Here is a 24,423-nt window from a genome sequence, read left to right on the forward strand (position 1 = left end):
CCTCTTCATTCAAGAACAGAAGTCATTCTGTTCTTGAATGAAGAGGCCACCAAGCGAAAGCGCGGTAGAGGATAAAAATCTAAAAAATTTGTGTCTACTTTATTGACCTAATACCATTTCTTTTACGAATATTTTTCCTAACAAGTTTGACTATTAAATAAAACAACAGTCCAAAAAGCAAACATAGTATCCCGCATAGGACAAGTTGAACAGTAGGAAAAATACTTTGTACATCAGCCGGTTTTTCTCCATTTAAAATCGCAATTATACCATTCTTTAAATTTGGAAGAGCCTCTTCTTCTAATATATGATTTTTATTCGTCAGAATCACCCCGCCCCAACCTGTTTCAGGCAAGAAGAAAAATTCAGTATGCGAATCTGGGGTTGAACCTGAATGCCAAATTATTTTTCCTTGAGAAACGGAATCTGTTATTCTTAAACCAAAACCGTAATATTGCTCTTCTTTAGTTTGAAATAGGGGAGATAAATAAAGTTCCTTGTATTCTTTTGATAATATGCTGTCACCTTGTTCGCTAAAAAAGTTAATCAATTGGGCCATATCTTTAGCACTTGCAGTGATATAGCCATATGCGGCTCCTCCGTTATCATAGACAACTTCACTCTTTCTTGGTAGACCAAACCATGACTGATACCCTGCAAAGTATCCTTTTTCTCTTGCTGTTTCTAAGTCAGCTGCTGCATTTTTCATCTGTAAAGGTAAGAAAATGTGCTCTTCCATGAACTGAGAATATGGTTGATTTGTAACTTCCTCAATAAGAGCACCAAGAATTAAGTAGTTTGCACTGCTATATTGATATTTCTCGCCAGGAGATGCTGTGAGGTTAACATTTATTAGATTGTTCAAATTGCTTTTAATCGCGTTAAGATCATTGGAGGTTTTATCAGCCATTAATAAACCAATATAAGGACTAAGTCCACTCGTATGAGATAATAAATGCTTAATCGTTATTTGAGATGCTGCTTGTTGATCTTTAAGCGTGAAAGTAGGAATATATTTCTGTACAGGATCATCTATGTTAAGCTTTCCTTCTTCAATTAATTTCATGATCGCTAAGCCTGTTAATGACTTGCTGATCGATCCGAACCGTAAAAGGCGTTTCAGTCGTTACATCTTGTTCAGACTCTCCTGTTATCCCCCATCCGTTGGAATAAAAAATCTCATTATGACGCACAATTGCAATTGAAGCTCCAGGAACTCGATGTTCCTTTAAAAAAGTTTCGACGTAGTTTTCTAACGTGTTTTTTACATTTTGTTCTGCGGATATTTGTGAGACGGGCCAAAATATAAGAGAAGAAATTAATAATAAACAAACTAATATTACTTTAATAATAGCGATTAGTTCTTTCATAAAATAATTCTCCGTTTTTTTCGAAAAAAAACACAACAAGTAATGATACTGCTAAAGAAGTAAAGAAGCTAATCATAATGAGCAATGAATTCCACCATGCATCATCAGATATTCGATACAAAAGATGATAATGAAATGAATGGTTAGATTGTGGATTAAATACTTCTGTTAAAAACAGTGATAAAACAAACTGTGAGAAAAGATATGTAACAATTAAAGCACAGCTGCCTATTATAAGTAAAGTTCCTCGTCTACTGCGAGGTGTTCATAGCTGTTTTATTTCAGAATAAAGATCTATTTCATTCAAGTCTAAAAAATCCTTAACAAATGTCGTCGAATCGCCGAGTCCATTTAAACTATCATCGCCATGTTCACGAGCTTCCTGAATATGTTCTAAAAGCTGCAGTTTAATATTTCTTCTATCTTTTGAGCTGATTTGATATTGTTTTAATTCTGTAAGTACTTCATTTAAAAACTGTTTTTCAGATCGACTTAATACAATTTTCATTTCAACTGATCTCCTTTCAAACCACATTGAAGCAAAGACTTTATATCATTTTGCAACTCTAACCATTCGTTAATCTTTTTTTGGAGATACAATTCTCCTTTTTCGTTGATTTCATAATAAACTCTCATCTTTCCGTTATTTGTTACTTCACGGTAAGTATGAACCCATCCTTGATCTTTCAGCTTAGTCAATATCGGATAAATACTTCCTACTCCTTTCAATTTTAAATTGTATTTTTCCAACTCCTTCATCATTTCATAACCGTAGCTTTTCCCCCTTGATAAAATAGACAACACACACATTTCTAAATGACCTTTAATTAAACTTGTTCTTTCCATAAAATAACTTTAACAAAAGTATATATTTGATTCAAGTATATATTTAAAATAAAACTAAAAAAATTCATATTCATTTCTAGAAATCGTATACTAAACATTACATTTATAGAGAGGATGTGACAAAATGAAAAAGTGGAATGAAGAAGCAGCGCCGAATAATAATTTAACATCAGCTGTCATTCGCTCCTCAAATTTAGTTGCTGCAAAACAAGAAGATTTAGAAGAGGAAAAGCCTAATAAAGTACAGCAGCAAGCGAAAGCAAATAAATGATGATAAAAAGAAAAGCTGCTTTCTCATCACTTTAGAGAAAGCAGCAAAAAGTATAGGTAATTTATACTAAACCTGAAAGAACGGAAACGCGAACAATTAAACCGAGAAGTTTTTGTTCTTGATCGATAACAGCGATTGGATATTTTGTTTGAGTAGCTTGCGGGATGAGATCTTGGATAAATGTTTCGGGATTAGTTTTCTCAAAATCATGCTTAATAATATCCTTTAATTCTTGCCCGCGTTGTCGAGCCTCGATCGCATCATCAATCGTCACAATTCCTTGTAGCTTACGATTCGTATCTACGACGTACAAGCTAGAAATCCCTTGCTGTTCCATCTTTTTAACTACAAGTTTTAACCCATCCTTCATATACGCCACTGGATCAGGACTCATCATAATATGTTTTGCTTGTAAAACTTTAGAACGATCAATATCTTTTACGAAATCTTCAATATACTCATCAGCCGGCGACTCCAAAATTTCTTCTGGTGTTCCAGTCTGAACTATTTGTCCATCTTTCATAACAGCAACTCGATCTCCAAGCTTAAATGCTTCATTTATATCATGTGTAATAAAAATAATCTTTTTTTTAAGTTTTGCTTGTAGATCAAGAAGTTCAACATGCATTTCCCTGCGAATAAGAGGGTCTAGGGCGCTAAAAGGTTCATCCATTAGTAAAATATCAGGATCGTTTGCTAAGGCTCTTGCCAGTCCTACTCTCTGTTGCATCCCTCCAGAAAGCTGATCTGGCATTTGCTGTTCATACCCTTCAAGCCCTACAATCTGAATATTTTTTAAAGCAATTTTTTCACGTTCTTCTTTTGGAACACCTTTAATTTCAAGACCATAAGCCACATTTTCTAAAACAGATCGATGTGTAAAAAGTCCAAAATGTTGAAATACCATCGCTATTTTTGTTTTTCTAAACTCCTGTAATTGCTTCTTGTTATATGATGTGACCTCTTCACCATCAACAAATATTTGCCCCGCAGTTGGTTTATTTAATAAGTTAAGACAGCGAATAAGGGTTGATTTTCCACTTCCTGATAACCCCATAATCACGAAGATTTCCCCTTCTTTTACTTCGAAGTTAGCATTATAGATCCCAACAGTATGGCCTGTTTTTTCTAATATTTCTTTTTTCGACATTCCTTGCTTTATTTTTTGGACAATTGTTTTTGGATTTTTCCCAAATATTTTTGTAATATTTTTCACTTGTATTTTTGTTGGCATAAATTTAAACTCCTTTTACAATTTCAAACGCTTCGAACGAGATCTGTCAGCAATTCCTTGAGAAATTCGATCAATAATAATAGCGAGAAACACAATCCCGATTCCAGACTCGAAACCTTTTCCAATGTCAATCCGGTTAATAGAAGTTAATACTTCCATACCTAAACCTTTTGCTCCAACCATTGAAGCTACAACAACCATTGAAAGAGCCATCATCGTTGTTTGGTTAATACCTGTCATAATTGTAGGGAGTGCTTGTGGGAGTTGTACTTTCGTTAAAACTTGCCAAGTAGAAGAACCATATGATTGAGCTGCTTCGACCATTTCTTTTGAGACTCCGCGAATTGCTAATTTTGTTAAGCGAATAACAGGAGGAGCAGCATATATAATCGTAGCAAATACTGCTGGGACTTTTCCTAAACCAAAAAACATCATTGCGGGAATTAAGTACACAAAACTCGGTAATGTTTGCATCGCATCTAATATTGGCTGTAAAATGTTTTCTGTTTTCTTACTGTAAGAAGATATAATCCCAATTGGAACCCCGATAATAATTGAAATCACAACAGAGGCCAAAACGATCGCTAATGTAAGCATCATTAATTCCCAGTAACCAAATGTACCGACTAAAAATAATAACAATGCATATATCGTTCCTGAAACAATACTTTTGTAGCGTGCTCCTAAAATAAAAACAACTAGTAATACCGCCCACCAAGGAATCCATAATAGACCCGCTTCTATTTTCATTAATAAGAATAAAACTCCGTTTGAAATAGAATCTAAAGTGCCTTGAAAATGATCTGTAAACCACACAGTTGCTTCTTCAACGTACTTTCCTAGTTCCCAACGAATATCCGGAAAATTAGTCATATTTCATATGTCACATTATACAATGCAACTAATTTCACTCCAATCTAGTATATAATTCACCATAGCAAAAAAATATAAATCAATAGTTGGTTAAATACCAGCTATTGATTTATTTTTCAAAGTTCATTATGAAAGTTTTTCTTTCACTTTATTAGCTATATCTTCAGGAACCCATTCAACCCAAAGTTCCTCGTGTTCCTTTAAGAAGTTTTCAGCTGCCTCTTCTGCCGTTGCTTCATGCTCTTGCATATAAGAAAGGGCTTCGTTTGTTATTTCAGTAGACGATTTGTAATTTTTCAAGAAGTCAACTACTTCCTTATTTTCACTAACATCTTTATTAACAGCAATTGTCAACTTCACAGAAGGAAAGGCTGTCTTATAACCATCGTTCCAATCTTTTTCGTTATACTCTTTTTCTTCCAATAGTGTCATATCATACATTCCCATGATCCAAGTGGGCTCCCAATAGTAGCCAACCCAAGGTTCACCGGCTTTATATGCATTAACGATCGATGTTGATAAGGCACCGTCAGAACCAGGACGGAAAATGTTAAATTGCTCATCTAACCCATACGTTTCAATTTTTTCAGTCATAATTTCATCGGCAGACCAACCTGGAATGGCGCCAATGATTCTTCCTTTACTAGGATCTTCAGGGTCTTTAAAAAGATCTTTGTATTTTTTTAAATCTTCAACAGTTTTTAAATCGGGTGCCAATGGTTCTATTCCCCGTTCTGGATCCCCTTCGATTACATAGGTTGGAACATACAATCCTTGAGTGTTATCATCGTAGTTTATGCCAAGTTCAACCGCCTTACCGCTGTCTAAAACTTTTTGATAAGATTCTTTCACATTGTCTGTCCATACTTCCATGTAAATATCAATATCCCCGCTCCCAAGTCCTTGGATTGTTGCAACTGTAGAGCCAGGCATAATATCCGTTTTATATCCATAACCGTTTTCAAGTATAAACCGGGCTACACCATTATGGAATCTCATACTATCCCATCCAGCATCAGCAAAGATAAGTGTTTCCTCTTTATTTGCACCTTCTGACTTACCGTTTTTACTGCTATCACTTGAAGTGCAAGCTGTTAAACTTGCAATCAGAATAAAAATCAGTAAAAAAAAAAAACTTTTTTTCACTCTAACCAAAAAAAGACCTCCCTAAAATGTTTAAACATCGTTCTTTCAATAATTGCGACATATACATTGTTACATATTAGTGACATTATTCACAAGCCGAGTATTAAAGGACAAATAGCCATATGACATGATTATGACATGTAAGTACAATTTAAAATGATGAGACTTACATTTACGGGTGGATTACTTCCGTATGTTCTAGTTTACAGCTATTTTTATATATTATTCTCTGTTGATTTACTTACTTCCTAACGATATGAAGCCTTCTCGAAAGGACAATGTCTCACACGAATGTGCCATTGAACAATAATGTTTAACAGGATATGTTTTTTTACTTTAATTGTTATTCATAAAATTGTTAATATTACTTTGTGATATAGTGAACAAATATAATTTTATATGGTAAAATAAACTTGTCAAAAGATGAATAGTCACATTTTAGGGGGAAAAAAAACATGTCAATTGTTACATTTAAAGCTACCGCAAAAAATTTAGATGAAGGTTTGTTAGTAGAAACGGCTTCGCGAGGTTTTAAAGTAATGATGGATGAACCGAAATACTTGGGCGGGACTGACAAAGGAATGAATCCAGTTGAAATGACACTTTGTGCGTTAGGTGCGTGTCAATCAATTGTAGCTAAAATTTATGCAAAACAATTTGGAATCGATCTTCGAGCTTTTCGTGTTGAATTGGAAGGAGATTTAGATCCCGCTGGTTTTCAAGGAAAAAAAGAAGTAAGACCTGGATTTCAAGCTGTACGTTTTAAAATGTATATGGAATGTGACGCATCTGAAGAAAAAGCAAACGAGTTTGCTCTATTTATTGAAAGAACATGTCCAGTCGGTGACTCTCTCCAAAATCCTGTGAAGCTTGAACTTGCAGGTGTAGTCGTTGAAAAACCGAATGTTATGACTACATAACAAATTGGATGCCTAAATAATCTCCAATCATTTATTACAAACAAAAAGTCGATGATTTGGCTAACCTTGCCAATCATCGACTAGATTGTTGTCAAATTGAGTGATCAAACGACAGTTTTTACTCGCTTCCGTCGCGATTTTATTCTAACGCACACGCGCCATCTGTGCGTGTTCACTTACTTCTCTTTGCTTAAAACTATCGCATTCACGGAAAGCAGCAAAGCGGCATCCTTTACAATGATCATAGTTTAATAGAGAGAGACCGTAGTTAATTGCTTCTCCAGTATGCTCAAAAATATGCTCAGCCCCAATTTTTTCATAAAGGCCGCTTATTTTTAGCATTTCAAGAGGCTGCTCGCGTATACCCGAAATTAGGATAATTCCGTTCATTTTTTGAAAGTCATTCACTAAAGAAGAGAGATTTCCTTCACCAGTAGCATCAATTAGAGAGACATACCGCATACGCAAAAGCAGCACCTTTGGCCGTTTACGTATTGAGCGGGTTAGCACACGCTCAAAAGTATCCGCTGCCCCAAAAAACAATGGCCCTTCAATTGTATAAATTGAAAGCTGCGGACAATCATGTCCTGTTATAATTGGATCAGGTGAAACTTGCTTTCCATGTGAATCGGGTAATACTTTATCAATTTCAAGCATCCCGCTCATACGTTTAATGAAAGAGATCATTGCCAGTAATAATCCAATTTCAACTGCTACTGTTAAATTAACAAACACAGTTAGTAAGAACGTTACTATTAAAACAATGGAATCAGCTGATCGTAATTTTAAAATATGAACAAACGCTCTATGCTGACTCATATTCCAAGCAACTAGCATTAATATCGGAGCCATACTCGCAAGAGGTATATACGATGCATATGGTGCAAATATTAATAGAGCCCCTAAAACAAATACACTATGAAATATACTAGATAGCGGACTGACTGCACCGCTTTTTATATTTGTTGCTGTACGAGCAATTGCACCTGTTGCTGGAATTCCTCCGAATAATGGTGTGACGAAGTTGGCAACCCCTTGCCCGAACAACTCACGATTTGAATTGTGCCGCTTTCCAGTCATTCCATCTGCAACAACAGCTGACAATAACGACTCAATCCCACCAAGAATAGCAATAACTAAAGCTGGTCTCCATACCTCTTTTATCGTTTCCAAACTTAGCTCTGGAAAACTAAATGATGGAAGCTTTTGCGGAATTTCTCCAAATGCTGATCCGATTGTTGCAACTTTGTTTGGGAAAAAGAAGACAGCAACAATTGTAGGAATAATTAACGCAACTAGAAGTACTGGAACACGAGGAAATAATTTCGGAATAAAAATTAATAATATAAATCCTAATATAGCGATTAAAATACTGTACATATTCACTGTATTTAATTGACGAAAAATTTCATTCATATTTTCATGAAAAGCCTCTTTCTTTTCAACACCTTCTAATCCTAAAAAGCTTGCAATTTGTCCTGTGAAAATAATGACAGCAATTCCTGATGTAAATCCGATCGTTACTGAGCGAGGTATGTACTTAATTAAGTTACCAAGCTTTAATAACCCCATGATCATAAGTAAAAGACCCGCCAAGAGACCTGCAATTAACAACTTTTCATACCCATACTGGAGAACAACGGCTAACAGTACAGGAATAAAAGCACCTGTAGGGCCGGCAATTTGAAAGCGTGATCCTCCAAGTAATGCTACTAAAAATCCACTGATAATTGTCGTGTATATCCCATATTCCGGATTTACACCTGAAGCAATCGAAAATGCCATTGCAAGGGGAATGGCAACGATACCCACCGTGATCCCTGCTAGTAAATCCTTTTTCAAAGCAGCAGAGTTATACCCACGGAAACGTTCGTCTAATAACAATGAAGTCATCTCCTATTATGCAATAATTATGTTTCTTCAAAACTGTTATATAACAGTTTTAGCTAAAAATACAGTCGTTTGTACATCTTATATTGTATAACAATTTTAAATTAATGCAAATTACCTAGCTGATTTTTGCTTTAAAAATTATGAAAAAAATTTTATTCGTCAATAATGAGCATGAAGTCTAAAGTTTTGAGGTGAATAGCGTGCCCCAACACCTTTATGCTTTTTTTATGCGTTTACCGCTCATTTTTCGCATCTTTATTTTAGCATTAATAGTCATTATTTGCTTTGGAGTTATGATGTATTTTATGGAGCCGGAAACATTTCCGACTGTATTCGACGGAATTTGGTGGGCACTTATTACTACATCTACAGTTGGTTATGGAGATTTAGTCCCTGCTTCTACAAAAGGTCGAGTAGCGGCGATCGTGTTAATATTTCTTGGCATTGGCCTTGTGTCATCGTACTTTGCAACAATCGCGACCGCAGCTGTCTCAAGACAAAATTCTTTCATGAAAGGAAAAGTTGCTTATAACGGTGGTCATCATATGATTATTATCGGTTGGAATGAACGTTCGCGGGAAATTATTAAAAGTATGTTACTAGAGAAAAATCCAAAAAAAATAATATTAATTGATGAAACCCTTCAAGAAAACCCAATCTGTCACAACAATGTTCATTTTATAAATGGACGTGCTTTTCAAGATGAAGTGTTAATGAAAGCAAATATTGCCTTTGCAGAAAAGGTATTAATTACAGCCGATCAAAATAAAAATGAACTTTACGCAGATATGAATACTGTGTTGACCTTATTAACAATAAAAGGTTTAAATCCTTCAATATGCTGTATTGCAGAAATACTAACACCTGAACAAGTAGCTAATGCTAAGCGAGCAGGAGCAGATGAAATTATTCAGTCGAATGCATTAACAAGTTTTGTAATGGTCAATCGTCTCCTTTCTACGAAAAAAACAAGCTTCTTTGAAATAATAAATCAACTGCAAAAATGTAAGCTCTCTTTTTTAACTGTAAAAGAAGAAATGATTGGTCAGTCATTTAACTTAATAAACTCACATTTATTATTAAAAAATATTCTACTAGTTGGTATTAAAAGAGGTGAGAAAACGATTATTAATCCTTCCCACCCTTTTATCATTCAAAAAGATGATCAACTAATAGTTGTGTTTAATGAGAATTGTTAGTTGAGCATCCTTATAAATTGAGCAGGAGTTTTTCTGCTTCCCTTACTAGCGCCCGGCCGATCCCGACCAATTTTTCAGGGAAGCTTGCATCTTTATCAACAGGTTCAGAAAATTGATTAAAGGAAGCTGTTACATTTGATACATTTACATGATCATCAAGCCCGCGCTGATATTTGTGACTAAGCAAAAAAGGACGCTCAAATTCAACCGTGACTCCGCGAGAGTCTAACTGGCCATCAATTGCTTTAAAAGGAAGCCGTAAAAATTGGTATCCCGTTTGCTCATCAATTTTATAATCAAAGGATCCGTGATCATAATCCCAGTTACCGCCAATCGAATAACCAAGCGGCTTTAAGACCTGTTCTAACTTAAAAAGTTCAAAATGCTTTCCTTCTAACTCGGACGGTATCTCAATCAATGAAGACACACCTTTCTTGGTCATTTTGTTTTAGTGTTTCCATTTACATCAATTTCATGATGAATTTCTTAAAAGGATTTTGAAATTTTAAGTCTTGGTTATTTCGTTATCATCCACAGTTAGGCAAAACTAGCTCTTAACGTCCTTTTCAAGTTTTCACTTTATTGGAAAAAATATTTTTAAACACATCATTAAACATGAATAATTATTTATTGCATGTATCACTATATAAAAGAACACTTTAATCATAAGGAGGAAATAAAATGAGCGCTTTACAGCGTATTGCACTAGTTTTTACAATTATTGGAGCCATTAACTGGGGGCTCATTGGTTTTTTCCAGTTTGATCTTGTAGCTGCTATATTCGGCGGTCAAGACTCCGCTCTTTCGAGGATTATTTACGGCTTAGTCGGAATTGCAGGTCTTATCAATCTTGGTTTGCTGTTTAAACCAAATGAAGAACTTGAACGTGAACCTGAGGCAAAGCCAACAAGATAATAAATAAAAAAGGAAAAGCAGCCTTTAAAAGGCTGCTTTTCCTTTTTAAACTCTTAAACCCACCCTCTAAACTTAGCCGCTTCTGACATCTTTCGAACTCCAACCATATATGCTGCTAGACGCATATTTACTTTACGCGTTTCTGCTGTTTGATACACATTATTAAATGATTCAACAAGAACCTTACGGAGTTTCTTTTCAATTTCTTCTATACTCCAGTAGTAGCCTTGATTATTTTGTACCCATTCAAAGTATGACACGGTTACTCCGCCAGCACTAGCCAACACATCTGGAACAAGCAGGACTCCCCGTTCAGTTAATATTTTCGTCGCTTCTAACGTTGTCGGTCCGTTTGCAGCTTCTACAATGATTGAAGCCTTAATATTATGCGCATTCTCTTCAGTTATTTGATTGGCGACCGCTGCTGGAACAAGAATATCACAATCAGACTCAAGCAATTCTTTATTTGTAATCTTATTTTCAAATAACGTGGTAACCGTTCCAAAGCTATCACGGCGATCCAACAAGTAATCAATATCTAAACCATTTGGATCGTATAAAGCACCATAAGCATCAGAGATACCAACGATAATCGCACCTGCATCATACAAAAATTTCGACAAGAAACTTCCAGCGTTACCGAAGCCTTGAACGATCACTTTTGCACCCTTTATCGAAATTCCCCGTTTTTTAGCTGCTTCTTCAATACAAATAGTTACTCCTTGAGCTGTTGCCTTTTCTCTTCCTTGAGATCCTCCGAGAACGATTGGCTTTCCTGTAATAAAACCTGGAGAATCATGTTCTTTTAAAGAGCTATATTCATCCATCATCCAAGCCATAATTTGCGAATTCGTAAAAACATCCGGAGCAGGAATATCCTTTGTCGGTCCGACTATTTGGCTTATCGCTCTTACATAGCCTCGACTTAAACGCTCTAACTCGCCCATTGACATCGTACGAGGGTCACAAACAATTCCGCCTTTTCCTCCGCCATATGGCAAATCAACGATCCCACATTTTAAACTCATCCACATCGCCAAAGCCTTTACTTCAGGCTCATTTACTTCTGGGTGGAAGCGTATTCCTCCTTTAGTAGGTCCTACTGCATCGTTATGCTGAGCACGATATCCGGTAAATATCTTTACTGATCCATCATCCATATGAACTGGAATTTTGACTGTTAACATCCGTAAAGGTTCTTTCAGAAGCTCATAAACCTCTTCATTATATCCAAGTTTATCCAAAGCCTTTTTTATAACAACTTGAGTCGATGTTAATAATTTTAATGAATCATTTATAGCTTTTTCTGATACTCCTGCGGTTTCCATTATTGCACCTCTTTATTAATTTAAGTAAAGCTTCCGTTTATTTCCTTATATTCTTGTAAAGAGATAAAGGAGCTTTCTATCTCTTAGTATTCATTAACAATATTAAGATAATACTTTTTTAATTCGCTCAATCGCCCAATCTAACTCTTCTTTATTAATAATAAGGGGTGGAGCAAAGCGTATGACTGTTTCATGTGTTTCTTTACAAAGCAAGCCCTCTTCTTTTAACCCCTCACAATATTTTCTCGCTGATTCTGTCAATTCGATCCCAATAAATAGACCACGACCGCGTACTTCCTTGATGATCGGATTGTTTATTTCTTTTAATTTATTTATAAAATATTCTCCAAGCTGTAAAGAGCGTTCGGCTAACTTTTCCTCTATTAGTACATCAATGGCTGCAATTGAAACAGCACATGCCATCGGATTTCCCCCAAATGTTGAACCATGTGAGCCTGGATTAAATACACCTAAAATATCTTTATTGGCAACAACACATGAAATTGGGAATACTCCTCCTCCAAGGGCTTTTCCTAAAATATACATATCGGGAACTACCTCTTCCCAATCACAAGCAAACATTTTTCCAGATCGGGCTAATCCAGCTTGAATTTCATCGGCAATAAATAAAACGTTATTTTCTTTACACAATTCATATGCTTGTTTCAAGAAACCTTCCGGAGGGATCATAATCCCTGCTTCTCCCTGGATCGGCTCAACCAAAAATGCCGCTGTATGAGGAGTTATTGCTTTTCTTAATGCTTCTATGTCACCGTAAGGGACAAGGTTTATTCCTGGCAACATTGGTCCGAAGCCGCGTTTATATTCTTCTTCAGATGATAAAGAAACAGCGGCCATTGTCCGACCATGAAAATTTCCTTTACAAGCAATAATTTCCGCTTTATTATTTGCAACACCTTTTACATCATATGCCCAACGTCGTGCAGCTTTAATTGCCGTTTCAACAGCTTCTGCACCTGTATTCATTGGAAGTGCCATTTCTTTATTTGTTAATTTGCAAACCTTTTCATACCATGATCCAAGCTGATCATTATGAAACGCTCTAGATGTTAAAGTTACCTTATCAGCCTGATTTTTCAATGCGGCAATAATTTTTGGATGACGATGTCCTTGATTAACTGCAGAATAAGCACTTAACATATCCATATACTTATTCCCTTCTGGATCTTCAACCCAAACACCTTCTGCGTTCGAAATGACAATTGGCAGCGGATGATAATTATTTGCTCCGAATTGTTCTGATTGCTCAATTAATGCTTTAGATGCTGTTTTCATCATAAACATTCCTCCATCCTAAATCAATATTACTATTGTACAACGGAACCTTCAATTCATGAAAATTGGGGTATGAATTTACTTCATTCGTTGTTACTTTTTTATATATTGTAACACGATATTTAACCCTGTTATGTAAAAAACGTTAAACTATGACATCATGTAACAAGTTATTCCTATTCAAACATTATTATTAAAACCACGTATTTTTACACTGTTCCCATTAATTTAAAAATTCATTAAACTATGTTCATTAATAATATCAAAAATAAAATTTTTATCATCTTCTTATAAGAAATAGATAAATATTTTTTTAAGTTGTACGACACAACCTTATCCAGAAATTTTTGAAGAAGTTTGACTCTCTTCAATCTCCTTCATTTCTTTCTCACTCATATACGGCATCTTAAATCCAAAAGAAGCTAACAAAATTGCAATCAATGGAACAGATAAATTAAAAATGGCATATGGGGCATATTCAAACGGGTGTACTGCCAATGTAGACATAATAAAAACAGCACATGTATTCCAAGGTACAAGTGATGAAGTAACTGTTCCCCCATCTTCTAAAGCCCGTGAGAGGTTTTTTGATTGGAGTCTCTTTTTCTTATAAGCTTGATGATACATTCTTCCCGGGAGCAGGATTGAAATGTATTGTTCTGCTGCTGCAATATTTGTAAAAAAACTTGTAAAGACAGTTGCAACAACAAGACTTTTAGCTGAACGAGCTAACTTTAATATTTGTTTAACAATAGCTTCCAGCATCCCTGTATGCTCCATGACCCCGCCAAATGCCATCGCAACAATTGTTAAAGAGACAGTATACATCATATCATCAATCCCGCCACGATTGAAAAGATCATCGACTAATTCATTTCCAGTTTCAATCGAAAAACCTTCTTGTAATGTATTAACCGCAATTCCAATTTGTCCACCTTGAACGATTATATGCGATAACCACCCTAACAATATACCAGCTGCAAGTGCTGGAAGAGCCGGAACTTTTTTTGCAACTAAAAAGATCACAATCAAAGGAACGAATAGCAGCCATGGAGATATAACAAAGTTTTCATTGAGTACATTCATGATCGTTTGAATATTTTCATTATTTAATTCAGTTGTCCGAAATTGTCTTCCCATAAAAAAATAAGCTGTTAATGCAAGGAATAATGCAGGAATTGTAGTATAAAACATATGGCGAATATGCTCAAATAAATCAGTTTCAGTTATGCCAGCTGCTAAATTAGTTGTATCTGAAAGTGGTGACATTTTATCACCAAAATAGGCGCCTGAAATGATAGCTCCAGCTACCATTGGTGCAGGAATACCCATACTTATCCCAATGCCCATGCCAGCAACACCAATCGTTCCCATCGTTGACCACGAACTGCCGATTGCTAATGTAACAATCGCACAAATAGTTGAAATCGAAACGAGAAACATTGATGGTGTGATTAATTTTAGTCCGTAATAAATCATTGTTGCAACGATTCCTCCACCAATCCAAGCTCCGATCGTCAATCCGACCATAATAATAATCATAATAGCAGGTAACGCCAGTTGAATTCCTTTATATACCCCTGCTTCAATCTCTTTCCACTTAAATCCAAACTGGGATGCGACTATTGCACACACAATAGTTCCAAAAATTAACGGTATGTGCGGGCTTCCTTCAAATTCAATAATTGTGATCGCCATGACAATCATCATCGCTGTTAAAGGCAGCATCGCTATAATAAACGGTATCTTTTTTTCTGAACTCTCCTTCATCGTACTTCTTTCCTCTCGGTGTAATTTCACTCTCTTTAAAATTAAAACATAATATTTGTGTCAATTAAATGAATTTGTTAATTTTTCAGAAAAATTAATTTAAGAAATAAAAAATAGCTGAGTTTATTACCCAGCTATTCAGACTGTTGACAAACACTCGCATTTATCATCACTTGCACTTCGTTGTAAGCTCATGCACGACTGATCTATTCGCTTTCGCCTCCGTCCTATATATCTCGGCTAACAAGCGTTGGCAACAAAACATATTGAATTTGTCTATAAGCTCTCATGGCTTTAGTCTGTTCTTAGCTTTTATTTATTCATTAAACCTTCACTTTCAGATTGCTCAATCCATTCCTGCAGCTTTTCTTTTAAAGTGTTAAAACCTTGTTCATTGTTAGTTTCAGCTTTCTTTACTTTTGCTGCAATTTTTTTTGAAGGTACACCCTCAGTTGCCCGAATCGATAAACTGACCTTTCCGCCTTCCTCGTCAACGGATAACACTTTTACCGTTACTTCGTCTCCTATTTTCACATGATCATTAATATCTTTTACATATCCGTGTGTAATTTCAGATATATGAACTAATCCCTGTATAGAGTCGTTTAACGAAACGAATGCTCCGTACGGCTGAATACCGGTAACTTTTCCTGTTAATATACTTCCGGTTGTAATTCTTTGACCCATTAAAACACTCCTAAATTTTTAATTTTATTTTTCTCTTCTTTTACGCATTAAAAAATTGTATCACAATTAGATTTTTTTATCAATTTTTTCATATATATTTAAGATGGATTTTTTGTAATTAAATAGAGATTTTATGAACAATTAAGAACGATTCAAAAAAACGTCTCGAAATAACTTTGAAACAAATGGTACAATAAAAATAATTAAATAAGGGAATGCTTCCATTAAGATACAAAAAACATGTATTATATAGTGAAACTAAATAAAGGAGAGGGTAAAAATGTCTGAAATCGGAAAAAATATTAAATTGTGGCGTGAACGAAGAGGCATGACTGCACAAGAATTAGCATTAAAAATTCGGGTAGGAACAAAAACTATTGAGAACTATGAATCCGGTGAGCAAATTCCAAACACAAACACAATTTTAAAAATTTCCACAGTGTTAGACGTGCCTGCATCTGACCTTCAAGGAAATAAAGGAAAGTCTATGACAAACAATCAATAATAATAAAAAAAAAATAAAAAACTCCCAAAAAATTTAAAAAATATGTTTAATAACCTAGAAACTTGGTTAATATTGTATTATAAGGCTTTCTAGTATTCCCCCCTTTTAAGTAGACAATCGTGTAGGTTGTCTTTTTTTTGTTTTTCACCATCTTTTTCTCGACAACAGTGTGAAAGGAATGATTTTGGATAAAATAAATGATATCTCGCAAAGCAGGAGTGAACGACCATGGGTTTTAAAAAAGCATCTGGAAATAAAAAATTAAATGGCATTGATTTATATTATGAATTTTATGCCCATCCTTCTTCCAAAAATACAATTGTACTTATACACGGTTTTTTATCCTCCTCTTTTAGCTACCGTCGTCTCATCCCTTTATTAAAAAATGATTTTAATGTTTTTTCTATAGATTTCCCTCCTTTCGGAAAAAGCGGAAAGTCTTTGCGTTATACGTACTCATATGATAATATCGCGCAAACAATTATTCATTTTATTAAAATGATGGGAATTGATAAAATCATCATCATGGGCCATTCAATGGGAGGACAAATAAGCTTGAACATTGCTTATAAACAACCAACTTTAGTGGAAAAAGTCATTTTACTATGCAGCTCAGCTTACTTACAGCGGGCTAAACGATCACTAATCTTTGTAAGCTACTTCCCCTTTTTTTATCTTTACATAAAATATTGGCTTGGAAAATCTGGCGAAAAACAAAATCTCAAAAATGTTATATATGACCATACATTAATTGATCATGAAATGATTTCTGGTTATTTAACTCCTTTTCAGAAAAATGATATTTTTCGAGCCTTAACAAGAATGATCCGTCATCGCGAAGGAGACCTATCTTCAGAAAAACTGCAAACAATTGAAACACCTTGTCTGCTCATTTGGGGTGAAGATGATAAAATTGTTCCATTAAATGTTGGAGAAAAATTAAATAAAGAATTACCGAACTCGCAAATAGTTATTTTTAAAGAAACAGGACATCTCCTTCCTGAAGAACGTCCTCTTGATGTTTTTAGACATGTGTTGAAATTTGTTAATGAAACAAATTAAAAGTTTTATATTTCTTAGTAAAAAAAGAGAAAACCTCTTTTTTAAAAAATCGACTGCGTTTCCTAAACAATTTACAGCTAAATTTTTTATGCAAAAAGGTCATAACATCAATTTATATTGTAATTAATAAATATCACGCTTATGATGGTAATAAATAAATGAACAAGCCTATCAATATTTGGCTATATGACTTTTTATGATTTTTAGATTACATCTCACACACAGCGATGACGAAAGAAATAAATGAAAAAAACACTCTCTTCTCAATTCAAATCGTCAAAAGATAAATGAGCCAATAAATCAACAGAGTTGTATGACATAGCCTAGATATTTTTAGTTCTTCTAAGATGCTCTACATCAACAGCAAAGTGTAATAAAATCAAAGGGGTGGAGAAAATGACTAGAAATATTTTTGACGAAAACGTTGACCGTTTCGGAACAAATTCATTTAAATGGGAAATGACGAAAGAGTTATTTGGCGAAGATGATTTGTTGCCAATGTGGGTCGCTGATATGGATTTTCGTGCACCAGCTGCAGTAACAGAAGCCTTTCAGAAACGACTTGATCACGGGGTTTACGGCTATACATTTGCTTCAGACGAAACTTATAGAGTAATGCAACAATGGATGCAGAAACGTCATCAATGGCCAATTGAAAAATCATGGATAACTCTTAGTCCAAGTGTAGTTTCTGCTATGAGTACAGTGATCCGTGCCTATACAAAACCTGGCGATAAAGTAATGCTTCAATCACCAGTATATGCTCCTTTTTTTGAAATGATTGAAAAAAATGACCGTGTTGTTGTAAACAGCCCGTTAAGACTTAATATGAAAGGTCAATATGAAATTGACTTTGAATGTTTTGAAAACCGTTTAAAAGAAGGTGTAAAATTATTTTTATTATGCAGCCCGCACAATCCAGGCGGACGTGTCTGGACAAAAGAAGAGCTCTTAAAAATCGGAGAGCTTTGTTTGCGCTATAACTGTCTTATTTTTGCTGATGAAATACATTCGGATTTAGTACTTGAACCTTTTAAACATATCCCGATTGCTTCTTTAGAAGGGCTAGAAAAAATAGTTATCACATGTATTTCTCCAAGCAAAACATTTAATTTAGCTGGGTTAAACGTTTCTTCCGTAATTATTCAAGAGGAAACCTTGCGGAATCAATTTAATGAGGTCCAACGAAAACAAGGCTTCTTCTCTGTCGGGACCTTTGGATTAATTGGAGTGGAGGCAGCTTATCGCCATGGGGAAGCATGGCTTGAGGAGTTATTAAAATATATTAAAGAGAATGTAAATATAACGAAAAAATATATTGAAGAAAATCTGCCAAATGTAAAACTTATCGAGCCTCAAGGAACGTATCTGCTTTGGTTCGACTGTCGCAACCTCGGTTTATCAGATATTGAGTTGAAAAATCGCTTACTAAACAAAGGAAAGCTTGCACTTGAACCTGGAGCCAAATACGGCCCTGGAGGAGAAGGCTTTGTAAGAATGAACATTGCTTGCCCGCGCGAAATACTAAAAGAAGGACTCAAACGTTTTAAAAAAGCATTACAAACAAACTAAAGTGTTCAACATTGGTGAATTATAGAAAAAATCATCATTCCCAGACTGGTTAAGACGCTTGTTAGTCGAGGTGGAAACGAATAGACAACGAAGCATGCGAGCGTATATCAACAGTCTGGGACTAAAAAACGTTAAGCGGTTTTTAGTCTGATCCTTCTTTTGAAGGCTGTTATTCAGCCTTTTCTTTTTTAATCTCACCGCACGCAATACGTTCGCCAGCATTACCAGCAGGCTGGCTCATTCCATCATCTTTATCCTCATGAATAATAATCGATGTCCCCTTTTTCGTAAATAAAGATGTTTTTCCTTCTTTTAAGGTAACTTGAGGAGCAACAATATCTTCTTCCACTTTCCCATCTTCTTTTACAATTAAGTTAGGTAAGTCACCGGCGTGTGCACCTTTCGGGTGTAAGAGTCCGTGTTCTTTCTTCTCTGGATTAAAATGGTCACCAGCAGATTGAAAGTCAGGTCCTTTACACTTTCCAACATCATGAATGTGCATACCGTGTTCCCCAGGAGGGAGTCCTTTTAATTTTATGCTTAACTTAACCCCGTCTGCTTGTTCCATCAGTTTAATTTTCCCCAAAGAATCCCCATCCCTATTATACATTTCAACTTCTACTGATGTTGGGGATTGTTCAGTACATCCTGTTAATAGTAATAACAAAACAAGTGCACATCGTCTTCTCATGACAGTAAATCCTCCATATCCCTAATTTGTATTCATTATGACCAAGTCTGATCCTTCATAAACGATCGGACATAAAGAAGGGATAAATGGATGACTTAACTTTGAAAGAGGAAAATAAAAAAGGACGTCTTAACGTCCCTGCAAAAACTGTTGTCAAACGCTCACACATTATACTTTGCTTGCACTTCGTTGTAAGATTTGTAAGCTCATTGAACAATTTATTCTATCCGCTTTCCGTTTCGTGCCTAACAAGCGGTTTTCAATCACTTTCTAAGAAAATTGCACCATAAATACAAACTGAAAGGATGTTTAAAAGCTATTCATCATGATCAATTACTCTTTTTTATGATCATCTGTCAAATTTAACTGTTCTTCAAACTTCTTTGCTTTCTCTGCTTGCCGCTTTGAAATTCTAATGACAAGGCGAAAAGCTAACACTGTTATTACCATAAAAATGAACATTGAGATGGCAGCTGGAATATATTCAGTTTTATCCTCAGGGAAGTAAAGAAATGGGAAATACATATATAGTGGCATAACGAGCTCTTGGAACATAGAATCTTCCTTTCCTCTTCACTTACAATCATATTTCTCATTTATTATATCAGTCTTTTAAATGTGTTCCAACTTTTTAATGTTTTCCCCTATGGATACGTTACTTAAAAATTTTTATCTTCAATCAATTCACATGACCGACAACCTCAGCTTATTTTACTATTTAATTACAGTTATTTTTTTAATGATGACATCTTCAACAGGCTTATCACTATAGTCAACCTCAACCTTAGCAATTTTATCAACAACATCCATTCCTTCAATTACTTGTCCGAAAACAGTATGTTTAAAATTTAAGTAAGGAGTACCGCCCATTTCTATAAATGCATCAATAATTTCTTTAGGATAACCTGCTTTTTCAAGTTGCCCTTAAAAACTTGGATCCATTGAGTTATTTTGAACAATGAAAAATTGACTTCCATTTGTATTTGGACCAGCATTTGCCATTGACAAAGCACCGCGTAAGTTAAAAAGCTTGTCAGAAAATTCATCTTCAAACGGATGACCATAAATACTCTCACCACCGCGTCCTGTACCATCAGGATCTCCGCCTTGAATCATAAAATCATCAATCACTCTATGAAATGTAACTCCGTCATAATAACCATTTTTACTATGAGTAACAAAGTTTTCAACTGTTTTAGGAGCATATTCTGGAAATAATTTGATTTTAATCGTTCCCATAGAAGTCTCCATTTCAACTAGTTGTTCATTTTCCAATACCTCTGTTGTAAGCTGTGGATAAACTACATTATTCATGTCTTTCTCTCCTTCTTTCTGCTTTTCTGCTTGTGATTGTTTTTCGTTATTGTTAGTCTTTTGCTTAACTGTGTCATCTGAATTTGTGCTACACGCGCCCAATATTAGCAAAATTGTCACTAATGAAGCAAATAAACTTTTTTTCATTGCAATGATCCCTCCATTTTTTAACTTTAACTGATTTTTGCTTTCTTTGCACCCTTTGTTTTCAATAAATTTTTTATCATGTTAATTTAATAAAAAATCGCCCTTGCCCTTTTCAAAATCTAAAAAGAGGGCAATCTCTCTATCTCACTTTTGTAAATTTTGAAGACTCACCTTATTTATGATTAAACGTAAAGAAATACATTTTTTAATAAAGTAAAAAAAAGTTGTCACGATAACAACTATATACCTATACTTTAAGTAACGTTCATATATAACTATTATGTATCTGTAAAGGAGGCAATAAAATGAATAAATTCAATATTGGGCAAACGATAACAGCCGTCTATAAAACGGGAAAATATATTGGAGAAATTGTTGATGTTCGTCCACAACACTATTTAATAAAAGTGCTTGCAGTACTTAAACACCCGATGCAAGGGGATCTGCATAGCCCAAAAAATCCGAATCCAAGCTTTTTTCATGAAAGAAGAGCATTAGCTTTTCATGAAAAAACAAATGTTCCAAAAAAACTAGTACATGCTTACAATGAAAAAATCCCAAACTATACTGAGTCATTGCATCACGCTGTAAACAACATGAAACAAGAACTACAAGAAGAAGGGAGTGCTTGGGCAGACAGAAGTTTATCACATCTAAAAACGCTAGAAATGGATTATTTTAAAAAATAACGATAGCACCCGTGTAAAATCGCATTACGATATGAAACGGAAAAAAGCTTGCTTTTTCGTTCGCCTCATATCATAAGCAGGAATAAATATAGTATATAATCATCTCCCCATAATTGAAGTGTTAAGCTTTTCTCTTTTCAAATTAATGACTTTTATATATGATTAATATTTAGGGATACGAAATATTTACAAGAAGGTGTTATTATCCGGAAAAGAAATTTAATCATCATGTGGTTTGCAAATTTTCTTGTTGCCGCAAGTACAACAATGATTATCCCACTTCTGTCTCTATATATTGAAACATTTGGAGTCTTTAGTGAAGAATACGTACAACGTTGGGCAGGCTTCGTATTTGGAATTACATTTTTGACAGCTTTTTTTTTGTTTCTCCTTTATGGGGGCGTTTCGGTGATAAACGCGGATATAAGCCAATATTAATGATTACTGGCTACGGAATCGCAACAAGTATTTTTTTAATGGGATTTATTCGCTCTGTTGAAGGATTATTTATTTTAAGACTTCTCATGGGAGCTGTCACTGGATTTATCCCGACGTCCCTGGCTCTTATTTCATCACAAACGCCTAAAAAAATTGCAGGAAAAACATTAGGAACGTTACAGATGGGAACTGTATCCGGGGGGCTTTTAGGACCGCTAATGGGTGGATTCATGGCTGATTTGTTCGTTTTTCAATATACATTTATCATTACATCAATTGCAATTGCTATAGCCGCTACAATTGTGGCAATTGGAATTAAAGAAAACCGCGAGAAAAAGGTAAAAAAAAACCAACAAACTTTTACTCGCAAAGAAGTATTAGGCCATATTTTCAATCATCGCGGATTAATGACAATTATGTTTATTACATTACTTGTCCAAGTAGCAAGTTTAAGTATTCAGCCGCTGCTTGCCTTATACGTTAACGAGTTAACTAACTCTAGTAACATTGCTTTTCTTGCTGGAGTTGCCTTTTCTGCAGCTGGCTTTGGAAACTTACTTACTACTAGGGCTTGGGGTAAACTAGGAGATTCGATTGGCTATGAACGTGTCTTATTAATTTTACTTTTATTTGCAGCTCTCGTATTTATCCCAAAAGCGTTCGTCACATCTTTATGGCAACTTATTTTATTTCGCTTTTTATTTGGGATCGCAATTGGCGGAATCATTCCTTGTGTCACTGCGTATATTCGTCAAGTCGCACCTGCCTCTATGCAAGGGGAGGTTCTCGGCTATAATATGAGCTTTCGCTTTCTTGGAAACGTCATCGGACCAGTAATGGGGGGAATATTTGCAGGCTTCTTTGGCATCTCATCAGTCTTTTTTATTACAAGTGCTTTATTTTTATTAACATTCGTTATTTTATGGTGGAATGTCAAAAAATCAACTTCTATTATTCGCTCGGAAAAGAGAAATAGTTAAGACAAATATTAACCTTTAGTAGCACAAACATATGTTTGTGCTACTTTTTTCTTATAGTCAAGTTGTTTCCTTACGATTACGAGTCATATGGTAAAATTTTTTTATCATTAGGCTATATTTTAACTTTGTTGATTGATTCGCTCATTTAGCGGAAAGGCACGAGTTTCCATAAATGAACTTAAAACAACAATATTGTTTAACAAAGCCTATCGTTAAAGCTTCCCTATTTTATAAAGCAAAAGCTTTGGCTACGTGCTAAAGGGAATAAAATGACAGGTGAGAGGATCATGTCGGTTATTTTAAAAAGTGAGAAAAAAGAATTGGTAATACAACTATATCCAATGTAACGCTGATATAGGAAAGAAATAAATGAATCAACATTTTAATCGAAGAGATTCCAGCTTCTGGCGGTAAATAATAATGACAAAAGAAGATGTCAAGAGATTGGTCTTTCACTTTTAAATGAAGCCCTTTATGAACGGCTTCATGCAAAGAAATATCTCACTTTTATTAAAAACCTTTATAATGTTCCCGTCAATATTGAAAAATGATGACTGAATGTTGGCTTACTAAATAAAAATGGTTAAGCTTGAAAAGCTTAGCTTCTCTGAGAAAAGGCGGCTTAATATTGCAAGAACGATTTTACATGATCCAAAACTTATTATTCTTGAGGAGCCTGCTCACAATATTGATCTTGAAAGTTAAATGCTAATAATTTTTATCATACGGAATTATCCGAACATATTCTCTTTGTTTAAATTTCAATCGTATGTTTCTGTTTGTTTCAGACCCTGTATTTAATGGGATAACATGTAAATTTTGATTTTCAGCAATCATTAACTTTTCTTCAGTACGATCATTTAAAAACGATGCCCCGCTAAATATTGCAAAAAAGATTAGCAGCGATACAAAAATTTTTTTCCTCATCCTGTAACATCACCATACATAGCGTTTACCGACAAAGTTCATTATATACATAAAATAACCATCAATACCCCCAAATGATTCCATTTAAAACTAAAATTTTTTATTTAAAAAAATTTTTTTTCTTGCGAAAATGACGGGTTTCTACCTATTTATTAATTGATTAAAGAATCTTAAGATATTTTTTTAAAGGCATGCAAGCGCTTAAGTTTTAGGTTATAATTTCACTTAAAGCTTAATTCGACAATTAATTTTTACTGTTTCATAGTTGGATGTTGGATGATTATACTATTCTAAAAAATCAGTAAAGCTTTTTAAAAATTTTACTTAACTATCTTACCACTTCATTAAAA

General features: G+C 34.8%; 23 protein-coding genes and 4 pseudogenes. 10 read left to right on the forward strand and 17 right to left on the reverse strand.

Features of this window, described 5'->3' with window-relative positions:
- Positions 1-94 precede the first annotated feature (94 nt).
- The 4 genes and pseudogenes from K6959_RS13625 to K6959_RS13635 form a co-directional block, all read right to left on the reverse strand.
- Complete coding sequence (locus tag K6959_RS13625) at positions 95-1,066, reverse strand: serine hydrolase domain-containing protein (RefSeq protein WP_246234496.1); 972 nt, start codon at positions 1,064-1,066, stop codon at positions 95-97.
- The gene (locus tag K6959_RS19300) at positions 1,053-1,370 is read right to left on the reverse strand and encodes a hypothetical protein (protein ID WP_262421795.1); all 318 of its coding nucleotides are present in this window, start codon (positions 1,368-1,370) and stop codon (positions 1,053-1,055) included. Before K6959_RS19300 ends, K6959_RS13625 begins: the two co-directional genes overlap by 14 nt.
- Positions 1,345-1,878: pseudogene (locus K6959_RS13630) on the reverse strand (hypothetical protein). Before K6959_RS13630 ends, K6959_RS19300 begins: the two are co-directional and overlap by 26 nt.
- Positions 1,875-2,216 (reverse strand): PadR family transcriptional regulator, encoded by a 342-nt coding sequence (locus K6959_RS13635; protein WP_163239814.1) that lies wholly within the window; start codon positions 2,214-2,216, stop codon positions 1,875-1,877. Before K6959_RS13635 ends, K6959_RS13630 begins: the two are co-directional and overlap by 4 nt.
- A 124-nt stretch (positions 2,217-2,340) precedes the next feature.
- Between K6959_RS13635 and K6959_RS13640 the strand changes: the two genes are divergently transcribed.
- On the forward strand, positions 2,341-2,487 hold the full coding sequence (locus tag K6959_RS13640) for a hypothetical protein (RefSeq protein ID WP_163239812.1): 147 nt from the start codon (positions 2,341-2,343) through the stop codon (positions 2,485-2,487).
- 61 nt (positions 2,488-2,548) lie between these two features.
- Here K6959_RS13640 and K6959_RS13645 read toward each other — a convergent pair whose 3' ends face one another.
- The 3 genes from K6959_RS13645 to K6959_RS13655 all read right to left on the reverse strand — a co-directional run bounded on the left by K6959_RS13645 (position 2,549) and on the right by K6959_RS13655 (position 5,740).
- Positions 2,549-3,721 (reverse strand): quaternary amine ABC transporter ATP-binding protein, encoded by a 1,173-nt coding sequence (locus tag K6959_RS13645; RefSeq protein ID WP_223086774.1) that lies wholly within the window; start codon positions 3,719-3,721, stop codon positions 2,549-2,551.
- A gap of 15 nt (positions 3,722-3,736) precedes the next feature.
- Complete coding sequence (locus K6959_RS13650) at positions 3,737-4,594, reverse strand: ABC transporter permease (RefSeq protein ID WP_223086775.1); 858 nt, start codon at positions 4,592-4,594, stop codon at positions 3,737-3,739.
- A gap of 126 nt (positions 4,595-4,720) precedes the next feature.
- On the reverse strand, positions 4,721-5,740 hold the full coding sequence (locus K6959_RS13655; protein ID WP_223088396.1) for an ABC transporter substrate-binding protein: 1,020 nt from the start codon (positions 5,738-5,740) through the stop codon (positions 4,721-4,723).
- A gap of 455 nt (positions 5,741-6,195) precedes the next feature.
- Here K6959_RS13655 and K6959_RS13660 point away from each other — a divergent pair, with 455 nt between their 5' ends.
- Positions 6,196-6,660 (forward strand): OsmC family protein, encoded by a 465-nt coding sequence (locus K6959_RS13660; protein ID WP_223086776.1) that lies wholly within the window; start codon positions 6,196-6,198, stop codon positions 6,658-6,660.
- Between the two features lie 144 nt (positions 6,661-6,804).
- Here the strand turns inward: K6959_RS13660 and K6959_RS13665 are convergent, their stop codons facing one another.
- Positions 6,805-8,544 (reverse strand): SulP family inorganic anion transporter, encoded by a 1,740-nt coding sequence (locus K6959_RS13665; protein ID WP_394373001.1) that lies wholly within the window; start codon positions 8,542-8,544, stop codon positions 6,805-6,807.
- A gap of 209 nt (positions 8,545-8,753) precedes the next feature.
- Between K6959_RS13665 and K6959_RS13670 the strand changes: the two genes are divergently transcribed.
- Entirely contained in the window at positions 8,754-9,752 is a 999-nt protein-coding gene (locus tag K6959_RS13670; RefSeq protein ID WP_223086779.1) for a potassium channel family protein, read from the forward strand.
- A gap of 10 nt (positions 9,753-9,762) precedes the next feature.
- Here K6959_RS13670 and K6959_RS13675 read toward each other — a convergent pair whose 3' ends face one another.
- The gene (locus K6959_RS13675) at positions 9,763-10,170 is read right to left on the reverse strand and encodes a YugN-like family protein (protein WP_163239799.1); all 408 of its coding nucleotides are present in this window, start codon (positions 10,168-10,170) and stop codon (positions 9,763-9,765) included.
- 263 nt (positions 10,171-10,433) lie between these two features.
- Between K6959_RS13675 and K6959_RS13680 the strand changes: the two genes are divergently transcribed.
- On the forward strand, positions 10,434-10,667 hold the full coding sequence (locus K6959_RS13680) for a DUF378 domain-containing protein (protein ID WP_163239797.1): 234 nt from the start codon (positions 10,434-10,436) through the stop codon (positions 10,665-10,667).
- A 53-nt stretch (positions 10,668-10,720) separates the two neighbouring features.
- Here the strand turns inward: K6959_RS13680 and K6959_RS13685 are convergent, their stop codons facing one another.
- From K6959_RS13685 to yugI, 4 genes are all read right to left on the reverse strand, one after another.
- Positions 10,721-11,995, reverse strand: coding sequence for a Glu/Leu/Phe/Val family dehydrogenase (locus tag K6959_RS13685; protein ID WP_223086780.1), 1,275 nt, complete (start codon positions 11,993-11,995; stop codon positions 10,721-10,723).
- 102 nt (positions 11,996-12,097) lie between these two features.
- Positions 12,098-13,294, reverse strand: coding sequence for an ornithine--oxo-acid transaminase (locus K6959_RS13690; protein ID WP_163239793.1), 1,197 nt, complete (start codon positions 13,292-13,294; stop codon positions 12,098-12,100).
- Between the two features lie 330 nt (positions 13,295-13,624).
- Positions 13,625-15,061 (reverse strand): Na+/H+ antiporter NhaC, encoded by a 1,437-nt coding sequence (nhaC, locus tag K6959_RS13695; protein WP_163239791.1) that lies wholly within the window; start codon positions 15,059-15,061, stop codon positions 13,625-13,627.
- A gap of 312 nt (positions 15,062-15,373) precedes the next feature.
- Positions 15,374-15,748: a S1 domain-containing post-transcriptional regulator GSP13 gene (gene yugI / locus K6959_RS13700; RefSeq protein ID WP_163239789.1), complete on the reverse strand. Its 375-nt coding sequence runs from the start codon at positions 15,746-15,748 to the stop codon at positions 15,374-15,376.
- Positions 15,749-16,028: 280 nt separating this feature from the next.
- Here yugI and K6959_RS13705 point away from each other — a divergent pair.
- The 3 genes and pseudogenes from K6959_RS13705 to K6959_RS13715 all read left to right on the forward strand — a co-directional run.
- Positions 16,029-16,214, forward strand: a pseudogene (locus K6959_RS13705) (helix-turn-helix domain-containing protein); the annotation flags it as partial.
- 267 nt (positions 16,215-16,481) lie between these two features.
- The gene (locus tag K6959_RS13710; protein WP_223086782.1) at positions 16,482-17,315 is read left to right on the forward strand and encodes an alpha/beta fold hydrolase; all 834 of its coding nucleotides are present in this window, start codon (positions 16,482-16,484) and stop codon (positions 17,313-17,315) included.
- A 396-nt stretch (positions 17,316-17,711) separates the two neighbouring features.
- Positions 17,712-18,887 (forward strand): MalY/PatB family protein, encoded by a 1,176-nt coding sequence (locus tag K6959_RS13715; RefSeq protein ID WP_163239783.1) that lies wholly within the window; start codon positions 17,712-17,714, stop codon positions 18,885-18,887.
- A 169-nt stretch (positions 18,888-19,056) separates the two neighbouring features.
- Here the strand turns inward: K6959_RS13715 and K6959_RS13720 are convergent, their stop codons facing one another.
- From K6959_RS13720 to K6959_RS13730, 3 genes and pseudogenes are all read right to left on the reverse strand, one after another.
- Entirely contained in the window at positions 19,057-19,578 is a 522-nt protein-coding gene (locus K6959_RS13720; RefSeq protein ID WP_163239781.1) for a superoxide dismutase family protein, read from the reverse strand.
- A gap of 333 nt (positions 19,579-19,911) precedes the next feature.
- The gene (locus K6959_RS13725; protein ID WP_246234489.1) at positions 19,912-20,133 is read right to left on the reverse strand and encodes a hypothetical protein; all 222 of its coding nucleotides are present in this window, start codon (positions 20,131-20,133) and stop codon (positions 19,912-19,914) included.
- A 159-nt stretch (positions 20,134-20,292) separates the two neighbouring features.
- A pseudogene (locus tag K6959_RS13730) lies at positions 20,293-21,039 on the reverse strand (peptidylprolyl isomerase).
- A gap of 305 nt (positions 21,040-21,344) precedes the next feature.
- Between K6959_RS13730 and K6959_RS13735 the strand changes: the two are divergent.
- From K6959_RS13735 to K6959_RS19900, 3 genes and pseudogenes are all read left to right on the forward strand, one after another.
- The gene (locus K6959_RS13735) at positions 21,345-21,728 is read left to right on the forward strand and encodes a kinase-associated lipoprotein KapB (RefSeq protein ID WP_163239777.1); all 384 of its coding nucleotides are present in this window, start codon (positions 21,345-21,347) and stop codon (positions 21,726-21,728) included.
- A 228-nt stretch (positions 21,729-21,956) separates the two neighbouring features.
- Positions 21,957-23,146 (forward strand): annotated as a pseudogene (locus K6959_RS13740) (MFS transporter).
- 579 nt (positions 23,147-23,725) lie between these two features.
- A complete protein-coding gene (locus K6959_RS19900) occupies positions 23,726-23,851 on the forward strand; it encodes a hypothetical protein (protein WP_374058337.1) in 126 nt (41 codons plus the stop codon).
- A 3-nt stretch (positions 23,852-23,854) separates the two neighbouring features.
- Here the strand turns inward: K6959_RS19900 and K6959_RS13745 are convergent, their stop codons facing one another.
- Complete coding sequence (locus K6959_RS13745; protein WP_163239773.1) at positions 23,855-24,073, reverse strand: hypothetical protein; 219 nt, start codon at positions 24,071-24,073, stop codon at positions 23,855-23,857.
- Positions 24,074-24,423 lie beyond the last annotated feature (350 nt).

This window comes from Bacillus aquiflavi, assembly GCF_019915265.1.
GTDB lineage: Bacteria > Bacillota > Bacilli > Bacillales > Cytobacillaceae > Bacillus_BT > Bacillus_BT aquiflavi.

Coding starts and splice junctions, on each gene's coding strand:
- K6959_RS13625 (WP_246234496.1), bottom strand. CDS start 1,066: ATGAAATTAATTGAAGAAGGAAAGCTTAACATAGATGATCCTGTACAG.
- K6959_RS19300 (WP_262421795.1), bottom strand. CDS start 1,370: ATGAAAGAACTAATCGCTATTATTAAAGTAATATTAGTTTGTTTATTA.
- K6959_RS13635 (WP_163239814.1), bottom strand. CDS start 2,216: ATGGAAAGAACAAGTTTAATTAAAGGTCATTTAGAAATGTGTGTGTTG.
- K6959_RS13640 (WP_163239812.1), top strand. CDS start 2,341: ATGAAAAAGTGGAATGAAGAAGCAGCGCCGAATAATAATTTAACATCA.
- K6959_RS13645 (WP_223086774.1), bottom strand. CDS start 3,721: ATGCCAACAAAAATACAAGTGAAAAATATTACAAAAATATTTGGGAAA.
- K6959_RS13650 (WP_223086775.1), bottom strand. CDS start 4,594: ATGACTAATTTTCCGGATATTCGTTGGGAACTAGGAAAGTACGTTGAA.
- K6959_RS13660 (WP_223086776.1), top strand. CDS start 6,196: ATGTCAATTGTTACATTTAAAGCTACCGCAAAAAATTTAGATGAAGGT.
- K6959_RS13680 (WP_163239797.1), top strand. CDS start 10,434: ATGAGCGCTTTACAGCGTATTGCACTAGTTTTTACAATTATTGGAGCC.
- K6959_RS13685 (WP_223086780.1), bottom strand. CDS start 11,995: ATGGAAACCGCAGGAGTATCAGAAAAAGCTATAAATGATTCATTAAAA.
- K6959_RS13690 (WP_163239793.1), bottom strand. CDS start 13,294: ATGATGAAAACAGCATCTAAAGCATTAATTGAGCAATCAGAACAATTC.
- nhaC (WP_163239791.1), bottom strand. CDS start 15,061: ATGAAGGAGAGTTCAGAAAAAAAGATACCGTTTATTATAGCGATGCTG.
- yugI (WP_163239789.1), bottom strand. CDS start 15,748: ATGGGTCAAAGAATTACAACCGGAAGTATATTAACAGGAAAAGTTACC.
- K6959_RS13710 (WP_223086782.1), top strand. CDS start 16,482: ATGGGTTTTAAAAAAGCATCTGGAAATAAAAAATTAAATGGCATTGAT.
- K6959_RS13715 (WP_163239783.1), top strand. CDS start 17,712: ATGACTAGAAATATTTTTGACGAAAACGTTGACCGTTTCGGAACAAAT.
- K6959_RS13720 (WP_163239781.1), bottom strand. CDS start 19,578: ATGAGAAGACGATGTGCACTTGTTTTGTTATTACTATTAACAGGATGT.
- K6959_RS13725 (WP_246234489.1), bottom strand. CDS start 20,133: ATGTTCCAAGAGCTCGTTATGCCACTATATATGTATTTCCCATTTCTT.
- K6959_RS13735 (WP_163239777.1), top strand. CDS start 21,345: ATGAATAAATTCAATATTGGGCAAACGATAACAGCCGTCTATAAAACG.
- K6959_RS19900 (WP_374058337.1), top strand. CDS start 23,726: ATGGTTAAGCTTGAAAAGCTTAGCTTCTCTGAGAAAAGGCGGCTTAAT.
- K6959_RS13745 (WP_163239773.1), bottom strand. CDS start 24,073: ATGAGGAAAAAAATTTTTGTATCGCTGCTAATCTTTTTTGCAATATTT.